1 pseudogene is annotated in these 974 nt (G+C 56.1%); it reads left to right on the top strand.

Going from position 1 to position 974, the window contains the following annotated elements:
- Positions 1 to 138: 138 nt before the first annotated feature.
- Positions 139 to 861 (top strand): annotated as a pseudogene (locus CINSTRO3249_RS16075) (UxaA family hydrolase); the annotation flags it as partial.
- Between the last annotated feature and the right edge of the window lie 113 nt (positions 862 to 974).

Raw genomic sequence — 974 nt, 5'->3', positions numbered from 1 at the left:
TGCTCATGCTGAGTTTCCAGCACTAGATTAACTGCCCGTTCACGGACTTCCGGAGAGTAACGTTTGGTCGTTGTCATAGAGACCTCCACTTTTAAAGTATAGACTCTAATTTATCCGGGGTGATTCACTCTTGACAATGTGGCGGTCGCCCTGCAAGACCTGCCGGCTGACGAAACGGTGACGATTGGCGATGACCGCGTGACGCTGCGTCAGCCCGTTGCGCGCGGCCATAAGTTCGCCCTGACGCCGATCGGCGAAGGGGAGATGATTATCAAATACGGCTTGCCCATCGGCCACGCCAAAAGTCCGATTCAGTCCGGCGAGCATATTCATTCCCAAAACGCGAAAACCAATTTGAGCGATCTGGATGAATATGAATACCTGCCGGCATTTCCGGCACTGCCGCCGCAAATGCCCGACCGCGAGGTGCAGCTTTACCGGCGCCGCAACGGCCAGGTCGGTATTCGCAACGAACTGTGGATCCTGCCGACCGTCGGTTGCGTCAACGGTATCGCCCGTCAGATCCAGCAGCGGTTTTTGAAGTAAACCTTTGGCGCCGAAGATATCGACGGTGTCCATTTGTTCACCCATCCTTTCGGCTGCTCACAATTGGGCGCGGACCATGAAAACACCCGTACCATGCTGCAAAACATGGTGCGCCATCCTAACGCCGGCGCGGTGCTGGTCATTGGCCTGGGCTGCGAGAACAATCAGGTGGATGTGTTCCGCACCACCCTCGGCGAGTTCGATAGCGAGCGGGTCACTTTCATGATTTGCCAGCAGCAGGATGACGAAGTGGAAGCCGGGCTGGAATGTTTGCGCGCGCTGTATCAGCGCATGCGCGACGACCGTAAGCGCCCCACGAGGGCCGTAGTGTAAATATTATTTTACGATTGAGAGGTTCCAGGGCAGCAGTTCATGCACTCGGTTCGACTGCCAGTCGCTGATCTTGCTGATCACATCACGCAACCAGG

Origin of the sequence: Candidatus Sodalis sp. SoCistrobi (assembly GCF_900143145.1) — a bacterium.
GTDB lineage: Bacteria > Pseudomonadota > Gammaproteobacteria > Enterobacterales > Enterobacteriaceae > SoCistrobi.
Note: the sequence above shows the minus strand (reverse complement) of the source record. Positions and strands in the feature narration are given on the sequence as shown.